19 protein-coding genes are annotated in these 17,045 nt (G+C 41.3%); 9 read left to right on the top strand and 10 right to left on the bottom strand.

What is annotated here, in order from left to right; translation table 11 throughout:
* Positions 1-76: 76 nt before the first annotated feature.
* The 5 genes from AC13CS_RS16905 to AC13CS_RS16885 are packed head-to-tail and all read left to right on the top strand — an operon-like array spanning position 77 to position 3,531.
* Complete coding sequence (locus tag AC13CS_RS16905) at positions 77-955, top strand: cell division protein FtsX (protein WP_482888948.1); 879 nt, start codon at positions 77-79, stop codon at positions 953-955.
* Positions 956-964: 9 nt separating this feature from the next.
* Positions 965-1,231 carry a DUF3098 domain-containing protein gene (locus AC13CS_RS16900; RefSeq protein ID WP_482888947.1) on the top strand — a complete coding sequence of 89 codons (267 nt, stop codon included), beginning with the start codon at positions 965-967 and terminating at the stop codon, positions 1,229-1,231.
* 1 nt (position 1,232) lies between these two features.
* Entirely contained in the window at positions 1,233-2,027 is a 795-nt protein-coding gene (locus AC13CS_RS16895; RefSeq protein WP_293165709.1) for an undecaprenyl-diphosphate phosphatase, read from the top strand.
* Between the two features lie 31 nt (positions 2,028-2,058).
* Positions 2,059-2,763, top strand: coding sequence for a tRNA pseudouridine(55) synthase TruB (truB, locus tag AC13CS_RS16890; RefSeq protein WP_482888946.1), 705 nt, complete (start codon positions 2,059-2,061; stop codon positions 2,761-2,763).
* A gap of 48 nt (positions 2,764-2,811) precedes the next feature.
* Positions 2,812-3,531, top strand: a complete 720-nt coding sequence (locus AC13CS_RS16885) for an energy transducer TonB (RefSeq protein ID WP_482888945.1) — start codon at positions 2,812-2,814, stop codon at positions 3,529-3,531.
* On the opposite strand, the gene AC13CS_RS16880 is transcribed toward AC13CS_RS16885, so the two are convergent.
* The 5 genes from AC13CS_RS16880 to AC13CS_RS16860 form a co-directional block, all read right to left on the bottom strand.
* On the bottom strand, positions 3,514-4,134 hold the full coding sequence (locus AC13CS_RS16880) for a thioredoxin family protein (RefSeq protein WP_482888944.1): 621 nt from the start codon (positions 4,132-4,134) through the stop codon (positions 3,514-3,516). The genes AC13CS_RS16885 and AC13CS_RS16880 overlap by 18 nt on opposite strands.
* Before the next feature lie 230 nt (positions 4,135-4,364).
* Entirely contained in the window at positions 4,365-5,780 is a 1,416-nt protein-coding gene (locus AC13CS_RS16875; RefSeq protein WP_482888943.1) for a TolC family protein, read from the bottom strand.
* On the bottom strand, positions 5,764-7,119 hold the full coding sequence (locus AC13CS_RS16870) for a putative HlyD family type I secretion protein (RefSeq protein ID WP_293165716.1): 1,356 nt from the start codon (positions 7,117-7,119) through the stop codon (positions 5,764-5,766). The genes AC13CS_RS16875 and AC13CS_RS16870 overlap by 17 nt, the downstream gene beginning before the upstream one ends.
* Positions 7,120-7,124: 5 nt before the next feature.
* On the bottom strand, positions 7,125-8,792 hold the full coding sequence (locus AC13CS_RS16865; protein ID WP_293165717.1) for an ATP-binding cassette domain-containing protein: 1,668 nt from the start codon (positions 8,790-8,792) through the stop codon (positions 7,125-7,127).
* Positions 8,785-9,471 (bottom strand): TetR/AcrR family transcriptional regulator, encoded by a 687-nt coding sequence (locus tag AC13CS_RS16860; protein ID WP_293165718.1) that lies wholly within the window; start codon positions 9,469-9,471, stop codon positions 8,785-8,787. The genes AC13CS_RS16865 and AC13CS_RS16860 overlap by 8 nt, the downstream gene beginning before the upstream one ends.
* A 119-nt stretch (positions 9,472-9,590) precedes the next feature.
* Between AC13CS_RS16860 and AC13CS_RS16855 the strand changes: the two genes are divergently transcribed.
* Positions 9,591-10,154: a DNA-3-methyladenine glycosylase I gene (locus AC13CS_RS16855; protein ID WP_482888942.1), complete on the top strand. Its 564-nt coding sequence runs from the start codon at positions 9,591-9,593 to the stop codon at positions 10,152-10,154.
* Positions 10,155-10,187: 33 nt separating this feature from the next.
* On the opposite strand, the gene aat is transcribed toward AC13CS_RS16855, so the two are convergent.
* Positions 10,188-10,844: a leucyl/phenylalanyl-tRNA--protein transferase gene (aat, locus tag AC13CS_RS16850; RefSeq protein ID WP_482888941.1), complete on the bottom strand. Its 657-nt coding sequence runs from the start codon at positions 10,842-10,844 to the stop codon at positions 10,188-10,190.
* Between the two features lie 289 nt (positions 10,845-11,133).
* A complete protein-coding gene (locus AC13CS_RS16845) occupies positions 11,134-11,511 on the bottom strand; it encodes a DUF3127 domain-containing protein (RefSeq protein ID WP_293165721.1) in 378 nt (125 codons plus the stop codon).
* Between the two features lie 122 nt (positions 11,512-11,633).
* Here AC13CS_RS16845 and AC13CS_RS16840 point away from each other — a divergent pair, with 122 nt between their 5' ends.
* Both AC13CS_RS16840 and AC13CS_RS16835 read left to right on the top strand, forming a co-directional pair.
* Complete coding sequence (locus AC13CS_RS16840; protein WP_482888940.1) at positions 11,634-12,785, top strand: sensor histidine kinase; 1,152 nt, start codon at positions 11,634-11,636, stop codon at positions 12,783-12,785.
* A gap of 3 nt (positions 12,786-12,788) precedes the next feature.
* A complete protein-coding gene (locus AC13CS_RS16835) occupies positions 12,789-13,133 on the top strand; it encodes a hypothetical protein (protein WP_293165723.1) in 345 nt (114 codons plus the stop codon).
* On the opposite strand, the gene AC13CS_RS16830 is transcribed toward AC13CS_RS16835, so the two are convergent.
* Both AC13CS_RS16830 and greA read right to left on the bottom strand, forming a co-directional pair.
* Positions 13,130-13,525 carry an HIT family protein gene (locus AC13CS_RS16830; protein WP_293165724.1) on the bottom strand — a complete coding sequence of 132 codons (396 nt, stop codon included), beginning with the start codon at positions 13,523-13,525 and terminating at the stop codon, positions 13,130-13,132. The genes AC13CS_RS16835 and AC13CS_RS16830 overlap by 4 nt on opposite strands.
* A gap of 67 nt (positions 13,526-13,592) precedes the next feature.
* Positions 13,593-14,069, bottom strand: a complete 477-nt coding sequence (gene greA, locus AC13CS_RS16825) for a transcription elongation factor GreA (RefSeq protein WP_163624943.1) — start codon at positions 14,067-14,069, stop codon at positions 13,593-13,595.
* Between the two features lie 187 nt (positions 14,070-14,256).
* Here greA and AC13CS_RS16820 point away from each other — a divergent pair, with 187 nt between their 5' ends.
* Entirely contained in the window at positions 14,257-14,691 is a 435-nt protein-coding gene (locus AC13CS_RS16820; RefSeq protein WP_293165725.1) for a Rieske (2Fe-2S) protein, read from the top strand.
* A 63-nt stretch (positions 14,692-14,754) separates the two neighbouring features.
* Here AC13CS_RS16820 and AC13CS_RS16815 read toward each other — a convergent pair whose 3' ends face one another.
* Positions 14,755-17,004, bottom strand: a complete 2,250-nt coding sequence (locus AC13CS_RS16815; RefSeq protein ID WP_482888939.1) for a TonB-dependent receptor — start codon at positions 17,002-17,004, stop codon at positions 14,755-14,757.
* Between the last annotated feature and the right edge of the window lie 41 nt (positions 17,005-17,045).

Raw genomic sequence — 17,045 nt, 5'->3', positions numbered from 1 at the left:
CAATTTCGTGTGCAAAAATAGGTTTAATCCCCTAAATACAATTTACTTTTCTATTTTTACGTACTGATTCTACTATATGAGCCAATATATTGAACGATATCAGCGACGAAAACTGATCTCCTCCTACTTTTCCGTGGCTTTGAGCATTGCCCTGGTCCTGTTTCTTTTGGGTGTTTTGGGCCTTTTGGTGCTCAATACCAAAAAATTGGCGGATCATTTTAAGGAGCAGATTACCATTTCGGTGTTTTTGAAGGACAGTGCCAAACCTGTGGAAATAGATCAGTTGCAGAAAAGTTTGGCCCTTGCGGAGTACACCAAGTCCGCCGAATATATTTCCAAAGAAGATGCGGCAGAGCAATACAGCGAGGATATTGGAGAAAATTTTGAAGAGTTTTTGGGCTACAATCCGCTAAAAAATTCCATCGATGTGAACTTGAAGGCCGATTTTGTCTCTTCCCAACAAATTGATGAGATTGCAGAGGAACTAGCAGCCAAGGCCTATGTGGACGAAGTAAGCTATGATAAACCTTTGATTTCCTTGCTCAACAACAATGCAAGGAAAATCAGTTTATGGATATTGGTGGCCAGCGCCATTTTTACGGTAATCGCCGTTTTGTTGATCAACAGCTCCATCCGTTTGTCCATTTATTCCAAAAGGTTCATTATTAAAACCATGCAGATGGTGGGCGCTACCAAAACCTTTATCCGAAAACCTTTTATCTGGACGAACATTAAATTGGGGATGGCAGGAGCCTTTGTCGCTTTGATCGGATTGGGCGTTTTGGTGTATTATATCGATAAAAATTTCCCCGAACTCAATCTTTTGCAAGATTATATTGTTCTCATTATTTTGTTCGTTAGTGTATTCGGATTGGGCGTTATTATTTCGTGGGCCAGCACCCATTTTGCCACACAACGCTTTTTAAACCTGAGAACGGACGATCTTTATTATTAACTTTGCAGCATGAGCAAGAAAAACGACAACGGCAAAAAACCACCTAAAGACTTTGTTTTCCAAAAGAAAAACTACCTCTTTCTATTTATAGGTGTTGCCTTTATAGCCCTTGGATATATTTTGATGAGCGGAGGGGGAAGCGACGACCCCGAAGTATTCAATCCGGAGATATACAACTTTAGAAGAATCCGCCTAGCACCGACCTTGATCCTTATCGGTCTTGGCATCCAGGTTTACGCGATATTGTTGAATCCCCACAAGAAAAACAAGGAGTAATTTGGAATTAATAGACGCCATCATCCTTGGCATTATTCAAGGATTGACCGAATTTTTACCAGTTTCCTCCAGCGGTCATTTAGAATTGGGAAAAGCCATTTTGGGAGCGCAGGCCGTTCCAGAAGAAAGCCTGTTGTTCACCGTAGTGCTTCATTTTGCAACTGCATTGAGTACCTTGGTGGTGTTCCGAAAAGATGTTTTCGATATCTTAAAAGGTCTTTTTCAATTTAAATGGAACGAAGAAACCCAATTTTCCTTAAAAATTATTATCTCCATGATTCCTGCCGCTTTGGTCGGACTTTTTTTAAATGATTTTATTGAAGTATTTTTTGATGGCGCCATTGTCATCGTTGGAATTATGTTGGTGATTACGGCATTTTTGCTGTATTTGGCAGATTTGGCCAAAACCACCGATAAAAATGTATCGTTCCGAAGTTCTTTTGTAATCGGTATGGCACAGGCCGTAGCTATTCTCCCAGGTATTTCACGAAGTGGCGCTACCATTTCGGCAGCAGTGCTTTTAGGGGTTGACAAAACCAAGTCGGCACGTTTTTCCTTTTTGATGGTGGTTCCGTTGATCTTGGGAAAAGTGGCCAAAGATTTAATGGGTGGCGATATTGCTTTCCACGGTGACCAAGCCATTGCCATGGGGGCAGGCTTTGTTGCTGCCTTTATTGCAGGTCTTGCCGCTTGTACTTGGATGATCAAATTGGTACGGCAGAGCAAGCTCACCTATTTTGCCATATACTGTTTGGTTGTAGGGCTTATTGCCCTGGCGTGGAGCATTTGGGGATAGATCAGTATATTTGTTGTAAAACCCCAAGTTTTTGAACACCAAAGAAGATTTTTTGAACGGTCAGATTCTTTTGATCGACAAACCGCTGGAGTGGACTTCGTTCCAAGCGGTAAATGCCCTCAAGTGGGCCATTCGTAAAAAATTTGGCCTTAAAAAGATAAAAATTGGTCATGCAGGAACCTTAGACCCCTTGGCTACGGGTCTATTGATTATCTGTACGGGGAAATTCACCAAAAAAATCCCAGAGCTTCAAGGGCAGGTTAAAGAATATACGGGCACTTTCACACTAGGCGGCACTACGCCATCCTACGATTTGGAAACGGAAGTAGATAAAACTTTTCCAACCGAACACCTCACGGATAAATCCATCAAAGAAACCACCAAACAATTTTTGGGCGAGATTGACCAAGTGCCCCCTATTTTTTCAGCATTAAAAAAAGATGGAAAACGATTGTACGAACTGGCCCGTGAAGGCAAACAGGTCGAAATAAAATCACGAAAAATAGAAATACTGGAATTTGAGATTACCCGAATCGCCCTTCCCGAAGTGGACTTTAAAGTAGTTTGCAGCAAGGGAACCTACATTCGTTCCTTAGCTCACGATTTTGGCAAGGCATTGGGTTCTGGAGCCTACCTATCCGAGCTCAGAAGAACCAAAATAGGGGATTTCAACGTAAATAATGCTACAACACCCGTTATTTTCAAAGAAAATTTGGGGGTAGACACCTCGACCTAAACGGGTTGTGATAAAATAATTTTGCAAAAAAGCGGTTATAGTTAAACCATGAACTTAAATAGGCGTCAATTATCTCTTTTGATTACTTTTTTCTCTATGTCCATAGTGATTTTATTGCTTTTCAATATTCACTTGGGAGGCATAAAGGAAGATGAGTACGTTATTGAAATGAGCTTGGCCGATGAGGATATTGAAGAACTTCTTAAAGAGGAAGAGGAACGATTGGAAGAAATGGCCGCCAACAACGACCCCATTAAAAGCCACATGGCCGTAAATGAAACCGCTAAACCAAGCGTTGGAAACCCAGAGCCTTTAAAAACTTTGGAAGAGCTTATGGAGGAACGAGCCCTCAGTAGCGAAACCGGGGAATATGCCGATAACTCTGGTTTTGAGGAGCAATTAAAACAGTTAAAGGCCCAGCGGGACGAGAAAAAAGAAAAATTGGGCGAACGTGATGCCCAAAAAGAGGAGTTCACCAATTACCTAAAGGATAGGCGCACTTCCATTTCCTACTCTTTGGTCGAGCGAAATGCCTACCACCTCCCACCTCCCATATACACCTGTATTGAAGGTGGCAAAGTGGTTGTAAACATAACCGTGGACAGCAATGGTTATGTAACCGAAGCCAGCTTCAACGATAAAAGTTCGGGAACCAGCAATGGTTGTTTAGTGGATAATGCCATCGCCTATGCCCTTAAGGCCCGTTTTAGCCCGGATTCCAAGAATTCTCAGATCGGCACAATTACTTACCTATTCCAAAGCAAGTAATTCCAAGACGTCTTCTAAGATATTTTGCCCTTTGTTTTTGTTATACCAAACCTGAAGCTCTTGTTTGAACTCATCTGTCAATTTGCCGTGTTCCCTTTTACATTCCTCCACCATTTGAGTAGCAATACTAGGTCTTGGGCCCCATTCCCCAATAATTTCATTGTTGGCTTTGTCCAAAACAATGACTTTAGGGATGGAACGGGCACCATTGGTCAAAAACATGTCCATTAAATCGAGACTTTCATCACGTAAAACCACTTTTAAGGTAATATTGGGGCTTGTTTCGGCTATTTTATGGAGTATGGGCAAACTTGCTGCCGCATCCCCGCACCAACTCTCGGTCAGTACTAAAAACACCAGCTTTTTGTCCAAGACTTTCAGTTTGTGCTGAATGTCTTCGGAAATCTTAAAGGTTTTTTCCCAACGGGCCATTCTGCGATCGCCCAGCTTGGTATAGTTGATCATAGCTTCGGATTGGTTTGGGCCTGTGGACTTTCCCATTTTTGCAAGTTGCCCCACCAACTCACGGTATCTTGGGTAATCCATTCCCTTTGAAATATATTCTTGGACTACTTCCAATCTATTTCTCTCCAATACTTCCATATAAAAAACGTTTCTGCAAAAGTACAATGGGCAGTTGGCCCATTTGGTGACTTTTGTCATTGGTTGTTTTCACAATCTGTTCCTTACAATTTTGATGCTTTCTATATGCCAAAAACCGTCAATTCGTGTGAAATTCCAGTTCTCGATACGATTTCTCTCGGTTTCGACTTCGCTCAACCACCAAAAAATCATTCGAACTGACGAATCTCAATCATAATTGCAAAAGGTTCCTACAAGCTCTTGGGGTTTATGGCCAAACTCTTGAATAGCATGGCCTTGGTGTAAAAATATTTGTTCTGCATCTCGTTTCGCTTTAGGTAAGCATCTATGAGTTTGCTTTCCCTGGAATTGATCAAGAACAAGGAACTCTCCCCAAAACTGAATTTCCGCTCCTCGGCACTCAATAGGGTAGAATAATCTTTTACAATATCGGCAATCAACTGGTTTTGTTGGGTATATGAGTCCAATTCGTTATAAATGGCGATAATCTTGTTCTGTATTTCCACTTGGGCATTGTCCCTTTCATATTCGGCATCCCTAAGTTTAAATTTGGCCAATTTTAAATCTCCGCGCTCTTTCCGCAAAAAAATGGGCATCTGAAAACTCAATCCGGCTTTATAGTTCTCGGTAACGAAGGAATTCATCAACTCGGGGGCTTCTGTTATAAAATTGTACTCTGCCTTTAATTTTGGTAATAATTTATTCGATTTTAAACGCTTATCCACTGTCAACCCTTCAATTTTATAGTCCAAAGACATTAGTTTGGGATGTGTTTCCAGATTAAAGCTGTCCAATGGCACACCTTCTATTTCCAAGGTTGAATTGATATCCATTTCTGGTTCCAAGTTTGGTCTTATACCTGGCTGAAGCTCTACCGGCACGTCCTCGATCCATAAAAAGTTGCCCAGCTCCAATGATTTTTTCATCAATTTGACCTTGGCCTGCTGATAGCCCAAGTCCCTGTTACGAACGGCAATTTTAGCCTCTACGGTATCAATCATGGCAATATCCCCAGCCAAGGCACTCTCTTTGATGCCTTGAAAACGCACTTCGGCATTCTCCAAAAAATCTTTGTATACCTCAGCATCTCTATAGGCTTGCAACCAATCAAAATAGGCGAGCGAAGCATTGTACAAAACCTTGTTCACCTGTAAATCCTGTTCTGCTTTGGATTGTTCCCTGAAAAATTTGGCTTTTCTTAGAGTGGCCATACGCTCGTTTATCCAAAACCCCTGCAAAACGGACATGGATACCCCTGCACTGTAAAGACCGTCATCGGGCAAGGTTTCATCAGGATTTAGATAATATCCTTCATTCTGCTGAAAATTTCCCTTAAGCTCAATACCAAACCAAGTTGGGATTTTAAAAGTAGTGTTCAACCGATCCCAGTATTCGGTTCCCTTAAACTCCTTTCTATCAAAATCCACCTCTACCTTGGGGTCAAAACCTCCTCTGGCCTTCATAAGTTCGGCCTGCCCAATAGCAATGTTCAATTGGGCCTGTTTGGCAATGGGATGGTATTTTTTTACATAGCCCAAGTACTCCTTAAACCCAAGCACCAAGGAATCTTGCTGAGTGTAAGAAAAGCTTACAGTAAAGAAAAAGAGGGTACAAAATAAAAGTAATCTTCTATTTCTTTTTGGCATCTGCACTTATATTTTGTGGTTGATAATAGTTTGGAGGGAAACCGTTGAGCTGTCTCCACAGTTCGTACCAAATGGGAACATCTTCCAACAGGGCCATGGTGCTGGCCCCTGAACCTACACGAATGTCTTTTGGCCAAGGAGCCTCTTCCTCGTCTGGGGCCAATAGCACACGGTATTTCCCATTTGGGCTGATAAAGTTCTCTATAGCGACCACCTTACCTCCAAAGGTTCCGTAGGAAACGTTGGGCCAACCGCTGAATACGATAGCGGGCCAACCATCAAACTGGATACGCACCTTTTCGTCCACATGGATCAATGGAAGATCTATGGGATCAACAAAAGTTTCTACGGCGATATCGTAATCCGAAGGCATTATCCCGACCAATTGTGCCCCTTCCTTAAAAGTTTCCCCAATACCGGATTGTATGGCTTTGGTGATATAACCATTTTGGGGAGCTCTTATGTAGAGCATTTTGTTTCTCATTTCATAATTAGTGTACTGGTTCTCCAGTTTGGTGACCTGTGCTTCGGAATCAAATTGGTTGGATTGAGCCGTATAGAGATCACTTTGCGCTTTGGAAATTTTGTCGGAATACTCTGCGCTTACCCTATTTATTTCCACTTGTGCATTGATCACATTGTTTTTACTGGCCAACAACTTGTTTTCTTGGCTTACAAGTTTTGCCTGCGTCTCCTGCAGTTTCAATCGTTTTTCTTCTACATCGGTAACTGCCTTCAATCCTTCTTCCTGTAACTTTTCGGTACGGTCGTACTGACGCTGGGCTATTAAAATATTGGTCTTGGCCGCTTCAAGGTCAATGCTATCGCTTTCCACTTTCAATTTGGACTGCATTAGTTTGTTTCTGGCCTGTTGCAGTTTTAGTCCGAGTTCTTGATTAAGGGCCCTGATCTGTTGGTTTAAGGCTTTTACCTTTTCTTGGTACGAGGACACGGACATGGTTTTCGCCTTGATCTGTTGCCCGGTACGCTCCACTAGATCGGGGTCGAAGTACTCACTTTTTATCTCTGATATGAACAGGATCGTATCACCCTTTTCAACATAATCCCCTTCCCTAACATACCACTTTTCAATGCGTCCGGGAATCGGGGATTGAATGGTCTGTGGCCTCTGATCCGGGGTTAAGGTAGTGAGGTAACCCCTACCAGAAATATTCTGGGTCCACGGTAGGAACATCATCAAAAGTACCATAATGGAAAAAGAGGCCAAAAAACGGTTAAATTGTTTGTAGTGCCTTTTATGAAAGACTTTTTTACCTGCCTTATAGCCGGTAAGATCTACTTTCTCGTTCAATTTATTATTTGAAGAAATGTTCAGCATGAACTTTATTTTACGTTGATCAATCTACCTTTATCCATTCGAATTACTTGATTGCAGCGACTTGCCCATTTTGGGTTTTCACTTACTACGACCAAGGCCCATCCATTGGCAGGATCGGCCAAAAAGTCCATCATCCTTTCCGTATCTTCATTATTATATTGCTCCAGGGGATCCTTTAAGATCATTAGTTTAGGTCTGGTTACAATGCTCCTGGCCAATACAATTTTTCTGGAAATAAAATCAGGGATCTTTTTCCCTTCAGGATATAAAATGGTTTTAAGTCCATGCGGCTGCTCTTTTACAAACTGTGTAAGACTTACTTTTTCGAGCGCCCAATACACATCTTCCATGGGAATATCCTTATTACCGAATGTAATATTGTCCAATAGGGTTCCCTCAAATGGATATTCCTCGTTTAGGGAATGACCTAAATAGGAGCGGTATTGGCTTAATTTTATTCCTTGGATCGCCACATTGTTCACATATATTTTTCCTTCATCCGGTTCTAGGATGCCGGCTATCATTCTTAGCAAGGTGGATCTTCCCGATCCGCTCTTTCCTTGTATCAATAATTTGGTATCTGGCCGGACGGTGAGCGATAAATGGTCTATTATCTTTTTGTCCATTCCTGGCACTTTGTAAACAATATCCTCAAGCTCTACTGTTAAGCCCTCGTTATCTTTAAATGGGGTTTCTCCGTTTTGGGGCTCTATTTCCTTATCCACGACCTGTCCCATTTTTTCCAAAGAGGTCAATAAGTCGTAAAACGTTTCGAGACCCAAGATCATTTTCTCAACAGAACTGATTACCAATAAAATAATGATCTCTGCCGCTACAAACTGACCAATGTTCATCTGCTGATCCAAAACCAACAAACCTCCAATCAACAATAGACCTGCTGTAACCAAGACTTTAAAGCCTATCATTTGAATAAACTGTAAGACCAATACCCTAAAATGGTTTTCCCTGGCTTCCAAATATTCATCGACCAGAATATCGTTTTTGTCCAATGCGTGGGAGGTTTTTCCCGAAAGCTTAAAACTGACAATGGAACGGGCAATCTCCTGCACCCAATGTGCTACCTTATATTTGATTTTTGACTCGTCTAAACTGGTATCCAATCCCCTTTGTGCCGTAAACTTGAACACAATGTAGATGAGCAAAAGGAGCAATAAACCATAAATGATAAAGAAAGGGTGGTAAAAAGATAGCAGTAATAGCCCAAATACGATCTGCAACAATGCCGCTGGAAAATCAATAAGTATTTTGGACAGCGATTTTTGCACCGTAAGCGTATCAAAAAAACGATTGGCAAGTTCTGGCGGATAATAATATCGGAGTTCGCTCATTTTTATTTTTGGAAAACGGTAGGCAAACTCAAACGAAGACCTTGTAAAAATTTTTTGCTGAAGGTTTTCAATAATCCGTATCTGCATTAACTGAAGCATCCCCACAAACGCAACCCCAAGGGTAACCAATACCACGAGCACGATCCAAGATGTACTCACCCTAGCCCCCTGGATAAGGTTTATGATGGCCTGTATACCCAAGGGGAGCGATAGGTTGACCAAACCCGCAAAAATGGCGTAGTAAAATATTTGAAAAATGTCCTTTTTATCCAAGGTAAGCAGCCCCATTAATCGCTGCCAAGCTGTGAGTATTTGTTTAGCCATTTACTTTTTGATTTAGTGTCCGGAATATGAGGTCCGTAAAAAACTCCGTAGGGGTAACCTTTTCGTTACAGTTTGTAAGCGTCGGAAAATGTGCCTTTAAAAAATACTGATGAAGCGAACCTTCCAGAACGGTACTGGCCAAACTTACGGGGTATTCGTAATTTTCATCCACGGCCGAAATCATCTCGCTCAAGCGGTTTACCAATCTTTTACAAATAATAAAATAACCGTCCTTGCTCTCTTTGTTTATTTCTTTAACCAAATAGGATTTGGAATATTCATTGATAATAAGTCGGTTCAGTGCTACTTCGTTCACATGTGTGATTGAACTATCCTCCTCAACATTTTGAGTAAGGACCTCCATCGCTTTCTCCAATTTCTTGACCGGATCGGAAATACCGTTTGTGGCAAAGACCATGCGATATTCTACCCACCCCCAATACCAAGTGGCCAAATAGAGCAACAGCTTGTGCTTGTTCTCAAAGTAGCGGTAAATGGAACTTTCGTTGGAATTTATCTGTACACCCAATTTTTTGAACGTAAAGTTTTCAAACCCCATTTCATCGATCATCAAAATACTTTGTTCAACAATATTCTTCCCCAAAGTTGAAGATTCGGGATCCTTTATATAAAGCTTTTCATTGACCCCAATTTTAAGAGATTGCATCAATAACTCCATTACATCACTTTTAAAATATAGTCTCGCAAATATAAAAGTATTACTATTAATGTATAATACTTTAACTTTCAATTAACTCTCTTGTTTTTCCCTTATTTTTGATGGAAAAACAAATAGAAATGCAAAAACATAGATGCGGATGGTGCCTTGGAGACCCTTTGTATGAAGCCTACCATGATACGGAATGGGGCGTTCCCGTAAAAGACGATGCCACATTGTTCGAATTTTTGATTTTGGAGACCTTTCAGGCGGGGTTGAGTTGGATTACTGTGCTACGAAAGCGTGAAAATTTTAGAAAAGCCTTTGATTATTTTGATTACAAGAAAATTGCCCGCTACGATCAGGGAAAGATTGATGAACTACTACAAGACCCCGGAATCATCAGAAATAAATTGAAGGTGAACGCCACGGTTTCCAACGCAAACGCTTTTATGGAAGTTCAAGAAGAGTTTGGTAGTTTCAGTAAATACATATGGGGTTTTGTGGAGAACGAACCCATTAAAAATAAGCTGCAAAATTACAAAGATGCTCCTGCAACCACCTCTCTTTCGGATTCCATCAGCAAAGATTTGAAAAAAAGAGGGTTCAAATTTGTAGGGAGTACCGTTATTTATGCCCACATGCAGGCCACTGGCATGGTCAACGACCACGAAGTAAATTGTTTTAGGTACCATGAAGTTTAACTATATCCTCCAAAAATGCTTGGTATTGTGCAATTACGCCTGTAAAATCTCCACAAACTCTTTTCTGGGAATCAATTCAGCGCCCAAACTTTCCAAATGATCGGTATGCACCTGGCAGTCAATAAGCTCATATCCTTTTTCATCCAGTTCCTTCGCCATTTTTATAAATGCAAACTTGGAGGCATTCGGTTTAAAACTGAACATGCTCTCCCCGCAGAACACATGGTCTAGATCAACACCGTACAAACCACCCACGAGCTCGTCGCCTTCCCAAACCTCAAAAGATTTGGCATGCCCTTTTTTGTATAAATTCATGTAGGCTGTTTTCATTTCGGGGGTTATCCATGTACCGTCTTGTCCTTTTCGTTCAATTTTGGCACAATGGTCCATTACCTGCTCAAAACAAGTGTTCTGGGTAAGGGCAAACGCTCCATCACGAATTATTTTCCGCATACTTTTGGACACTTTTACCTTTTTGGGAAAAAGAACCATACGCGGGTCGGGGGTCCACCAGAGGATCAAGGAATCATCATTGAACCACGGGAAAATTCCGTTTTTGTAGGCCAACAACAATCTTTCTGGAGACAAGTCACCTCCAACGGCGAGCAACCCATCTTCACTGGCAGTATCAACAGGGGGAAACTCCAATCTTTTGCTCAAAAAATGTAATGGGGTATTTTCCAAGGTCAATTTTTTCTAAAAATACAAATAGAGCTCATTTAAATTTTTAGGATTGAAGCGAAAATTAGTCAATTTGTGCCCAGTTGAAGACTTTTTCGACTTGCATAGCAGAGCTACGGAAGGATAACCTGCCTGCCGGCAGGCAGGAAAGACAAAAAGTGGGTGCAAAAGGGCAATTTTTTAGCCAACCCGCCTGCCGGACGGGCAGGTTGAAAAAGTTTAAATGAGCTCATAGGTCCAAAAACAAGAAAATCCGAACCAAGAGGTCCGGATTTTTATTGTAAAATATCTTTTTCTTCTAAAAAGGAAGGTCGTCGTGGTCGTCCTCATTCAAGTCATCTGCTGGTTCAAAAGCTTCCATTGGCGGAACGGGAGGCATATTATCCGCATTTTGTTCTTGTTGCAGGTTTTCAATTCTCCACCCTTGAATAGAGTTAAAATATTTGGTTTCCCCTTGTGGGTTCACCCATTCTCTTCCTCTTAGGTTTATACTGATTTTTACCATTTGACCAACGCTGTAGCTGTTAAGCAAATCGCACTTATCCTGAACAAATTCCACCAATATGTGTTGTGGATATTGCTCCTCTGTTGTTACGACCACCTCTCTTTTTCTGAAACCGTTGTTGCCGTATGTCTTGGTCTCATCTATCATTTTGATTCTTCCCTGAACTTCCATGCAATGTTAATTTTTGTTGAAAATTCAAAAGTACATAAAATGAATTCCATGGGCAGCCGTTATTTCAACTAACTATCAACATGTTTTCCATTTACCTATCTTTAAACAGAATTTGACCACCAATGAACTTTAGTCCTAAAAGGAAAACTTCCAACATTACAATGCTGATTGCGGCATTTGTTATTGTGAGTCTTATTTTATGGAACACCAATAGTTTTTTTAAAAAATTCAAGGAAGAGGAACGCCTAAAAATGGAAATCTGGGCTACGGCCCAATTGGAACTCATCCAATCCTCCGTAGATCAAGAGTTGGGAAACCTTACCCTTAAAGTTTTGGGAAACAACACCTCCACCCCCATGATCTTGGTGAACGAAGAGGGTTCTTACAAAACACATAATATTCCCGACGACAAGGTAACCGATAGTGTATACATTCGAAAAAAGATTGCACAGTTCAAAAATGAGAACGAACCGATACAGATAATTCAAGAAGATGAATTATTGGAGACCTTGTACTATGGCAATTCTGAGGTTTTGAACAAATTAAAGTACTACCCATTGGCCCTTCTGTTGATCATTTTCTTGTTCGGTGCGGTCATCTTCTTTTTCTTTAGAACAAACCGGGCTTCGGAACAAAACAAACTTTGGGCGGGAATGGCCAAGGAGACTGCACATCAAATTGGAACACCGCTTACCTCCTTATTGGGTTGGAACGAACTCTTGAAATCGGAAGACATCAATCCCGAAGTAACCCAAGAAATTGCGAAGGATATTGATCGTTTGCAAACCATAACAGAACGCTTTTCCAAAATTGGGTCAATTCCCGAATTGCGTGAGCACGATATTGTGGACGAAACCAAAAAGGCCTACGAATACTTGAAACAGCGCAGTTCCAAATTGGTACATTTTTCTTTTAGCTCCAATGTGGATGAGGCCCATGTACTGATGAATCCTCCCTTGTACAACTGGAGTATAGAGAATCTTGTTAAAAATGGCATCGATGCCATGAAGGGCAAAGGTAACATTGCCATCCAAATTGAAAAAAAGGGACAAAATATACATATTTTGGTGTCGGATACAGGCCACGGCATACCCAAAAGCGACTTTCAGAACATTTTTAATCCAGGGGTCACTTCCAAGCAAAGAGGCTGGGGATTAGGACTTTCGTTGGTAAAAAGAATTGTTGAAGAGTACCATAAAGGAAAAATTAAAGTATTTTCGTCTAGTAAAGAAGGAACTATCATGCAAATTTCCCTGCGAGCAATAGAAAAATAAGTTATGGCCAAGGAAAAACAACTTGTAATACAAGAAGCTGATATCACCAACAATTGCCCCGAATGTTTTAATCAGGAACTTAAGATTACATTTTACCAAAAACACACCTTTAATGCACTGTACCATAGGACTACGGGCGTCGTAACACATGAAATCAAGTGTAAAAAGTGTAATTCGGTTATTTACCCTGTAAACTGGACACAGGATATTGAGCGGGTTTTTGACTATTACAACAAACTGGTAAAGCCAGATAGACCCGCGGTACGGTTTACCATGCTGTTCTTTATTGTTTTGGTATTGATGCTATGCTTGGTAGCAGCAGGTGTATATTTTTATTTAGAGCGCTAAATATAAATATTTGACCTGATGGCTTTGGCCACGGCCTCGAACTCTTCTGTAGTAAGGCTCTCCTTATGTTGGAAAGTGGCATTCGCCATACTTTGAAGCGGAATGAGATGAACGTGCACATGGGGCACCTCCAAGCCAATAACCGACATTCCCACACGTTTGCAAGGCACGGCCTTTTCAATGGCAAGTCCCACTTTTCTTGAAAAAGCCATGAGTTTCATGTAAGATTCCTCATCAAGGTCCATAATCTTGTCCACTTCTTTCTTGGGGACACACAAGGTATGCCCTTTCGAGTTAGGATTGATGTCCAAAAAAGCAAAGTTATCATCATCCTCCGCAATTTTATAACTGGGTATTTCCCCATTGATGATTTTTGTGAAGATACTGGCCATTTTGATTCGGTTTTAAAATAAAAAATCCCGTTCTAAGACGGGATTAAATATAACCAATTAGTTGCTGTTACTCTCGTGTAATCTCTAAAACTTCAAAATTCAGGGTTCCGTTCGGCACCTTGATTTCTGCCACATCACCTACTTTTTTACCCAACAATCCTTTTCCTATGGGAGAGGTAACAGAAATTTTACCTGTTTTAAGATCGGCTTCGCTTTCTGCCACCAAAGTATATTTCATTTCCATGCCATTGGCTTGGTTTTTAAGCTTAACAGTGGAAAGTACCAATATTTTGGAAGTGTCCAATTGGGATTCATCAATTAAGCGGGCATTGGCCAAAGTCTCTTCCATTTTGGAAATTTTCATCTCCAAAAGTCCCTGGGCTTCCTTGGCCGCATCGTATTCCGCGTTCTCGGAAAGATCTCCTTTGTCCCTTGCCTCTGCGATAGCTTGGGATGCTTTGGGACGTTCCACATCTTTTAAGTGGTTCAGCTCTTCCCTCAATTTCTTTAATCCTTCTGCTGTATAGTATGAAACTTTGCTCATATCGTTAATTTTTAATGCAAGGAAGCATTGAAGAAAATCAAAAAATTTCCCCAATGTACTCTTTAGCTGCAAATACAAAAAATCCTCAACTATACCGATGACCTGCATGGTATTTTTGCGAGGATTTAACGCAAATATAGGCAAATTTTCATCAACTTTGCTCAAGAAACGTTTTCAAACATTGACTATGAAGCTCTTCTGGGCCATTATGCTTTTGGTACTGATTTTGTCTTGCAGCTCGGACACAACCAATCGAAATCCATATTTGCAAGATGTGGGGTTTCGATTTGAAATTAATTTGAACCTTCCGTTATACAACGACCTTCAATATCCTTTAAATCCAATTTATGTGGGTAACACCGGCGTGGGAACAAGAGGTGCTTTTGTTATCAATACCGGGTCTGGTTTTATGGCATGGGAAGCTAGTTGTCCCAATCATGCGCCCAATGACTGCTCCACAATGACGATTGATGGACAAAATGTAGTTTGTAGTTGTGAAGGTTATACGTATGAGCTTACTACAGGGTTATTGTGGAGTACGCCCGATGATGAAAACCGGTACTATGGACTTCTTCCTTATAGGGCCACTCAAAGTGGCAACGTAGTAGTGATTTCCAACTGATTTTTGGGCAAATAAGAACAATGAGGTTCTGTAATAAATGTACAGAACCCCATATTATGTGTCTTAAAAATTAACTGTCGCCCCTAAAAGGAAGTTGATTCCTGCTTGCGGATAGTATCCAGCACCCTCAATGGTTGTGATAGTTCCAGGGTTGGAGAAATCATCATCAAAGGTGTAGAAATAGCCGTTGGAGACAATGTCCGCATCAAAAATATTGTTCACCAGACCGGAAATCTCAATACTTTTTACAAAAGAGTTTATGTTGATGGTATACTGAACATTGAAATCCGTTTGGGTATAACTATCCAAAACAGAAGCCTCCGAGTCGATGTTGCCCATATATTGCTTCCCAACAAATTTTGACAACAACGAAACTTGAAAATTTGCATTGGGTTGATAGGAAATAATATTGCTCGCTATCAATTGTGGTGAATAGGCTATGTTAGTATTCCCCAAATTCTGAAGTTCTCCATCACGCTCAAAAAAGAAGTCGATATTTCGGTTATCGCTCAAAGCAATGTTTGGTCTCCACTGAAACGCATTGGACAGCCTGATGCTTGCATCGATTTCCAGACCCAAACGGTAACTATCGCCCACATTGGACCTCAACGGTGCCCCTACATCGTTCAACTCGCCGGTCAATACCAATTGATCCTTGTACCGCATATAGTACACATTGGTATTCAGTTGGAAACTTGGTGAAATGAAACGCCATCCCAGTTCAAAATCGTTTAATTTCTCAGGTTTTGGACTTCCGCTCTCATAATCATTACGGTTGGGCTCCCTATTTGCTCTCGCATAAGAAAAATAGAAGTTGTTGTTGCGGTTTAAATCGAAGGTAATACCTGCCTTTGGATTAAAAAAGCTGAAGGAATCATACACCAAACCCGTATCTTCACCATTGGCTTCGTAGGTTACCCCACGGTATTGCACATCTCCGAACAAGGACCATTGGTCCGTTAATTTGTAGTTGGCCTTGGTATAAACGTTGAAATCGGTTTTGGTGGAATTATCATCGTAATACCTGTCCCTTATTTCGCTGCCGCTGGCATACTCGGCCCAAATGATCTCACCAAAGTGGTCGCCTTTGTACTCGTTGTAACCACCTCCCATAATTAGTTCGAGATTCTCGTTATTGTAGGTAGCTGAAAAAATGGTTCCGTAAAAATCATTGTCCAACCAGCGACGACGTATCAAATCCGTGTTTTCAACCAAATCGCCGTTTACCGTGATGGGCTCCAAACCATACGTAGCAAAATCGTCGTCTTCCCTAAATTGTTCAAAAAAACCTTTTCCACGCGTGTAGTGTACGGCCAAATGGGTGTTCCAAGCAGGGTTCCATGTTTCATACCAATGCAGTTGAAAGTGATCTTGCTTGTAATTGTCCACCTCATTTTCGTAAAATTGAGTGTTACCGTTATCATCAGTATAAATTCCTGCAGAATTAAAAGTACGGTCGTTTTCCAACTGTTCTGCTGTAATTCCATTCCAAGCTTGATAAGTAATCTCATGTCCCCCAAAAAGCAAAGCCTTGATCAAGGTGTTGTCATCTTGATATGCACCTTGCAGGAAATAGCCATCCAATTCCGAAGCCGCTCGGTCCACATATCCATCGGATGTAACCCTGGATAGTCGCCCAGAGAATTCAAAATGATCGTTCATCAACCCTGTACTGAACTTTACATTGTTCCGAAGCGTATTAAAACTTCCCACAGAAGAAGAAATTGTAGCATAAGCCTCTTGGGAAAAAGCATCCGTGAGCATGTTCAAACTTGCTCCAAATGCCCCGGCCCCATTGGTAGAAGTTCCCACACCTCGCTGCAACTGCAAACTTTGGGTAGAGGAGGCAAAATCGGGCATATTAACCCAAAAGGTCCCATGTGATTCTGCATCGTTGTACGGAATACCGTTAATGGTTACATTTACCCGTGTTGCATCGCTACCACGAACACGCATGCTCGTGTATCCCACGCCAGCTCCGGCATCGGAGGTGGTAACAACCGCTGGCATAAAATTCATGAGAATGGGAATATCCTGTCCTAAGTTCCGCGGGGCGAGTTCCACTTTGTCCAAATCGGAAAAAGTAATGGGGAAATCCTTGGTTATCCTTACCGATTGTACCAAAACTTCGTCCAGCACCACTTTTTCTCCTTCAAGACTGTCAATCGGTTCTTCTTGGGCGCTCATGGTAAACGCCAGCCCACCTAGGGCCACTGTTGCACATAATGTTTTAATGCGGTTCCCGTAATTGTTTTTTGTCGGTCGCATTGAGCCAAAAACGGCTCTTTTTTGAATAATTGAATAGAGTTTCATTCGTAAAAATGTTACGAATAAAAGGGGTCATTATTCTTTGT

It is taken from the genome of Flagellimonas sp. B-3, assembly GCF_056857835.1.
This window is presented reverse-complemented; position numbering and strand designations above follow the sequence as displayed.